Genomic DNA, 5,031 nt, shown 5'->3' on the forward strand with positions numbered 1-5,031 from the left:
GGGTGGGTGGGGGAAAAAGCCCCCGGCCGTCACAACACCGGCAGGTTCTTCCGGAGTTCGAACGCCGTGACCTCCGACCGGTACTCCTCCCACTCCTGCCGCTTGTTCCGCAGGAAGAAGTCGAAGACGTGCTCCCCCAACGTCTCCGCCACCAACTCGCTCCGCTGCATGAGCTGAATCGCCTCGCCCAGGTTCTGCGGCAGTGGCTCGATGCCGAGCGCGCGGCGTTCGCGGTCGGTGAGGGCCCAGACGTCGTCCTCCGCGCCGGGCGGCAGTTCGTAGCCCTCCTCGACGCCCTTGAGGCCGGCGGCCAGCAGCAGTGCGTACGCCAGGTAGGGGTTGCAGCCGGAGTCCAGCGAGCGGACCTCGATCCGGGTCGAGCCGGTCTTGCCCGGCTTGTACATCGGGACCCGGATCAGCGCCGAGCGGTTGTTGTGGCCCCAGCAGATGTAGGAGGGGGCCTCGCCGCCGGCGCCCGCGGGGCGCTGCGCGCCGCCCCAGATGCGCTTGTAGGAGTTGACCCACTGGTTGGTGACGGCGGCGATCTCGCCCGCGTGCCGGAGGAGGCCGGCGATGAAGGAGCGGCCGACCTTGGAGAGCTGGTACTCGGCGCCGGTCTCGTGGAAGGCGTTGCGGTCGCCCTCGAAGAGGGAGAGGTGGGTGTGCATGCCGGAGCCCGGGTACTCCGAGAACGGCTTGGGCATGAAGGTGGCCTGGACGCCCTGTTCGAGCGCGACCTGCTTCATCACCAGCCGGAACGTCATGATGTTGTCGGCCGTGGAGAGCGCGTCGGCGTAGCGGAGGTCGATCTCCTGTTGGCCGGGGGCGCCCTCGTGGTGGGAGAACTCGACCGAGATGCCCATGGACTCCAGCATGGTGATGGCCTGGCGTCGGAAGTCCATGCCGATGTTCTGGGGGGTGTGGTCGAAGTAGCCGGAGGAGTCGGCCGGGGTGGGGCGGGAGCCGTCGACCGGCTTGTCGTTGAGCAGGAAGAACTCGATCTCGGGGTGGGTGTAGAAGGTGAATCCGAGGTCGGAGCTCTTGGCCAGGGCGCGCTTGAGGACGTAGCGCGGGTCGGCGTAGGAGGGGGAGCCGTCCGGCGTGAGGATGTCGCAGAACATCCGTGCCGTGCCGGGGGATTCGGCGCGCCAGGGCAGTATCTGGAAGGTGCTCGGAGCCGGCTTGGCGATCATGTCGGACTCGTGGACCCGGGCGAATCCCTCGATGGCGGAGCCGTCGAAGCCGATGCCCTCGTCGAAGGCCTGTTCCAGCTCGGCGGGTGCCACCGCGACCGACTTGAGGAAGCCGAGGACGTCGGTGAACCACAGCCGCACGAACCGGATGTCCCGCTCCTCCAGCGTGCGGAGCACGAACTCCTGCTGCTTCTCCATTTCCACCCATCCTCGCTGGTCAGACGGCTCTGTCCCCCGGACGCGGGGCGCGGGGCTCCTGAGCATCCCATCACAGGATTTCCGCGGCGTTGCGCATGCGCGACCGGTCGGCCCGGCCGTCCCCGCCGTCCTCCATTCTGGGGCACGTTCCGGGAGCGGAGAGGCCAACCTTTGGCCATGAATATACGGGGCGAATTTCACTCCTGAGTGAACTCGAAACCGCTGGTCAGCAACGTTTCGGCCGCGGGCGTGCGCCCCCGGAGCGGGCTGCCGGCTTCCCGATCGGGGGAGCTTTCCGCAACTGCCTGCGGCACGCGCCCGCGGCCCTCTACCCTCCGGTGTCACAAAGCGAGTCGTGGCCGCTACGGCCCGTCGTCGCCGCGTATATGTCAGCGGCAAGCGCTCCGCGTTCCTGCCCGCTGCCATGTCCGTCAGCCGTCCGCCGTCTGCCGTCCGCCGTCTGCCGTCTGCCGTCCGGCCAGTGAGGATGCCCGTGAGGATGCCCGTGGTGCGTGCCGATTCTTTACCGCCCGTCCGCCGGGGCGGCCCGCCGGCCCGCGGTTGGCTGCTGCTGCCGGCGCTGGTGGCGTCGTGCTCGCTCGCCGCCGTGGTGCTCGCGCCGGGCGACGCGCGCCTCCCGGTGTTGTGGTGCGCCGCCGCCGCGACGCTGGCGATCGCGGTCACCTGGGGCGAGACGGCGCGGCGCGGGCGGGCCGTGGGCCGGCTCGGGCGGAAGGTGAGCCAGCAGTTGGCCGACGCCGAGCTGGTCGCGTACGACCTGCTGCCCGCCGCGCTCGACGAGCTGAAGCGGGGCAACCTCGAGGTCGACGTCATGCCCGACATCCCCGACTCGGCCTCCGACCCCCGGCTGGCCAGGGCCCATCGGGCGATGGTCCACTCCATCGTCGACGTGCTGCGCGAGAAGGAACTCCAGCGCGACTCGGCCAAGCGCGCGATCGTCAACATCGCCTGCCGCATCCAGTCCGAGATCCACCGGCTCCAGGACGACGTCGGCAAGATGGAGTTCCGGCACAACGACCCGGACGTGATGAGCGACCTGATGCTTCTGGAGCACGGCATCAACGTGACCGGCCGCTTCGCCACCTCGCTCGCCGTGCTCGGCGGCGGCGCCCCGGTGCGCCGCTGGGAGCACCCCATCACCCTCTACGACGTGATGCGCGCCGGCGCCGGGCCGATCCGCGAGTACCTGCGGGTCAAGCAGCACCACGTGATCGACTGCGGCATCCACGGCCACGCCGTCGAGCCGCTGATCATGGTGCTCGGCGAGCTGCTGGACAACGCCACCCGCTACTCGCCGCCCAGCTCCGAGGTGATCATGAACACCGAGGAGGTGGCCCTCGGCATCGAGATCTCCATCGAGGACAAGGGCACCGGGCTCACCGGCGAGTCCCGCCGCCGCGCCGAGTTCCTGCTCCAGCAGGGCGTGGACGGCCTCGATCTGGAGGACCTGGGCGAGACGGCCCGGGTGGGGCTGCGCGTGGCGGGCATCATGGCCGGCCATCACGGCGCCCGGATCTCGCTGCGCCCCTCCACCTGCGGCGGGGTGCGGGCCGTGCTCTTCATCCCGAACGAGCTGATCACCCACACGCCCCCGCCGCCCTACGAGTTGCCGCCGCTGCGCCCGGCCCCGCGCTGGCCGGTCAGGCAGCGGGTCGAGCCCTCGCTCTACGGCGACGACGACGAGGACGACAGCGGCTACGGGTTCCTGCTCGGCGGCGGCGACGAGGAGCCGGCGTACGAGCGGGCGGCCAACGGCCTGCCGCAGCGCCGCCGTCCGATCCCGCGCGGCAGGTCGGGCTCCGGCACACCGCCGGCGTCCCCGGCGGGAGATCCCCCGCCGCCCGCCGGGTCGGTCGCCGACCCGGCGGCGGGCGAGCGGGCGCCCGCGCCCGGCCTGTGGGTCGACTCGTTCTTCGAGGGCCTGCGCCGCCACGACGAGCAGCACACGGCCACCGGCACGGAGCCGCCCGGCGACCGGGCCCCCCGGCACCGGCGGGGGGACGGCCGGTAGGCCGGCGGCGCCCAGCCGGCGGCACACCCGCACCAAGACCGCCACACACAGCCTCGGAATCAAAGGGTGAGAGCACGTGACACAGCGTCGGTTCAAGGACATGGACTGGATGCTCAGGGACCTGGCCGCCAGTGTGCCGGGCATCCGGCACATCGTGTTGCTGTCCGCGGACGGGCTGTGCATGGCCCAGCACGGCAGCGAACGGGAGAGCCGGGACAGCGGCGACCGGATCGCCGCCGCCGCCTCGGGCATCAAGAGCCTGGCCCAGTCGATCGCCCGGGAGTTCCCGCGCGACGACGGGGACATCCGGATGGTGCTGCTGGAGTTGAGCGGCGGCTACTTCTACCTGATGTCGGCCGGCGAGCGCTCCTACCTGGCGGTGACCGCGGAGGGCCGGGTCGACCCGGGCCTGGTCAGCCAGCGCATGCGCGACCTGGTGCTGCGCATCGGCGAGCATCTGTCGAGCGCCCCGCGCACGCCCGAACAGGCGGCTCCGTGACCGGCGCCACCGGCGCCACCGGCCCCACCGAGCCGTCCGGGGTCGGCGGGCGGCGGAGTCGCCGCCCGCGCCGGGGCGGTGGCGGGGCCGCCGGGCGCGCGGTCCCGCTCTACATCGTCACCGGCGGCCGGAGCGAGTCGGGGGACGACCTCGACTCCTTACTCCTGGATCTGGTCACGCTCGTCGTGGCCCGATCCACCGCTCCGGACGCCGGCCACTCCCCCGAGCACGCCGCCCTGCTGCGGGTCTGTCAGCACCCCATCTCCGTGGCCGAGATCTCCGCCCACCTCGGCCTGCCGTTCAGCGCGGTCACCGTGCTGCTGAAGGACCTGCGGGCGGGCGGCCTGGTGGAGCTGAGGCACACCCGCGAGGCGCAGCGGCAGGCCGCCGCCGACCCAGACATCGAGACCCTGAAGGCGTTGATCGATGGACTACAACGACTCTGACCCCGCGCCGGGGCCCGGCCTCGGTCCGCGGGACGAGGACCTGCTGCCCGCGTCGGCCGAGCAGTCGGTCAAGGTGGTGATCGTCGGCGGATTCGGCGTCGGCAAGACGACGATGGTGGGCTCGGTCAGTGAGATCCGCCCGCTCACCACCGAGGAGACCATGACCCTCAACGGGGTCGGCGTGGACGACCTGGGCGGCGTCGAGACCAAGACCGAGACCACCGTGGCCATGGACTTCGGCCGGGTCACGCTCGACGAGCGGCTGGTGCTCTACCTGTTCGGCACCCCGGGCCAGCAGCGGTTCTGGTTCCTGTGGAACGGGGTGCTGGAGGGCGCGCTCGGCGCGGTGGTGCTGGTGGACACCCGGCGTCTCGAGGACTGCTTCGCCGCCATGGACCGGCTGGAGGATGGCGGTGTCCCGTTCGTCGTCGCGATCAACACCTTCCCCGACGCCCCCGTCCACCCGGACGACGACCTGCGCGCCGCGCTCGACCTGCCGGGCCACGTCCCACTGGTCAGCTGCGACGCCCGCCGGCTCGAGAACGGCTTGGTCATGTAGTCGTCGGCTCCGACGCCGAGGCCGACCAGCATGTCGGTCTCGTCGTCTCTCGCGGTGAGCATCAGCACCGGCACCGGGCGCTGGGCCTGGACGCGACGGCAGAC

At 71.7% G+C, this 5,031-nt stretch carries 5 protein-coding genes and 1 pseudogene; 4 read left to right on the top strand and 2 right to left on the bottom strand.

Features of this window, described 5'->3' with window-relative positions; genetic code table 11:
* Nucleotides 1-29: 29 nt before the first annotated feature.
* Nucleotides 30-1,391 (bottom strand): type I glutamate--ammonia ligase, encoded by a 1,362-nt coding sequence (gene glnA / locus E1283_RS31475; RefSeq protein ID WP_132821581.1) that lies wholly within the window; start codon nt 1,389-1,391, stop codon nt 30-32.
* A gap of 499 nt (nt 1,392-1,890) precedes the next feature.
* Here glnA and E1283_RS31480 point away from each other — a divergent pair, with 499 nt between their 5' ends.
* The 4 genes from E1283_RS31480 (at nt 1,891) to E1283_RS31495 (ending at nt 4,927) form a co-directional block, all read left to right on the top strand.
* Nucleotides 1,891-3,423: an ATP-binding protein gene (locus E1283_RS31480; RefSeq protein ID WP_132821582.1), complete on the top strand. Its 1,533-nt coding sequence runs from the start codon at nt 1,891-1,893 to the stop codon at nt 3,421-3,423.
* A gap of 100 nt (nt 3,424-3,523) precedes the next feature.
* A complete protein-coding gene (locus E1283_RS31485) occupies nt 3,524-3,922 on the top strand; it encodes a roadblock/LC7 domain-containing protein (RefSeq protein WP_132821585.1) in 399 nt (132 codons plus the stop codon).
* A gap of 113 nt (nt 3,923-4,035) precedes the next feature.
* Nucleotides 4,036-4,368, top strand: coding sequence for a DUF742 domain-containing protein (locus E1283_RS31490; protein WP_243745236.1), 333 nt, complete (start codon nt 4,036-4,038; stop codon nt 4,366-4,368).
* Nucleotides 4,349-4,927, top strand: coding sequence for a GTP-binding protein (locus tag E1283_RS31495; protein WP_132821584.1), 579 nt, complete (start codon nt 4,349-4,351; stop codon nt 4,925-4,927). The genes E1283_RS31490 and E1283_RS31495 overlap by 20 nt, the downstream gene beginning before the upstream one ends.
* Here the strand turns inward: E1283_RS31495 and E1283_RS31500 are convergent.
* Nucleotides 4,906-5,031: pseudogene (locus tag E1283_RS31500) on the bottom strand (response regulator); the annotation flags it as partial. The gene E1283_RS31495 and the pseudogene E1283_RS31500 sit on opposite strands and share 22 nt — an antisense overlap.

It is taken from the genome of Streptomyces hainanensis, from assembly GCF_004348415.1.
Classification (GTDB): Bacteria; Actinomycetota; Actinomycetes; order Streptomycetales; family Streptomycetaceae; genus Streptomyces; species Streptomyces hainanensis.

Bases quoted from the DNA above. Each gene is read 5' to 3' on its own strand.
- glnA (WP_132821581.1), bottom strand. From the start codon at position 1,391: ATGGAGAAGCAGCAGGAGTTCGTGCTCCGCACGCTGGAGGAGCGGGAC.
- E1283_RS31495 (WP_132821584.1), top strand. From the start codon at position 4,349: ATGGACTACAACGACTCTGACCCCGCGCCGGGGCCCGGCCTCGGTCCG.
- E1283_RS31480 (WP_132821582.1), top strand. From the start codon at position 1,891: ATGCCCGTGGTGCGTGCCGATTCTTTACCGCCCGTCCGCCGGGGCGGC.
- E1283_RS31485 (WP_132821585.1), top strand. From the start codon at position 3,524: ATGGACTGGATGCTCAGGGACCTGGCCGCCAGTGTGCCGGGCATCCGG.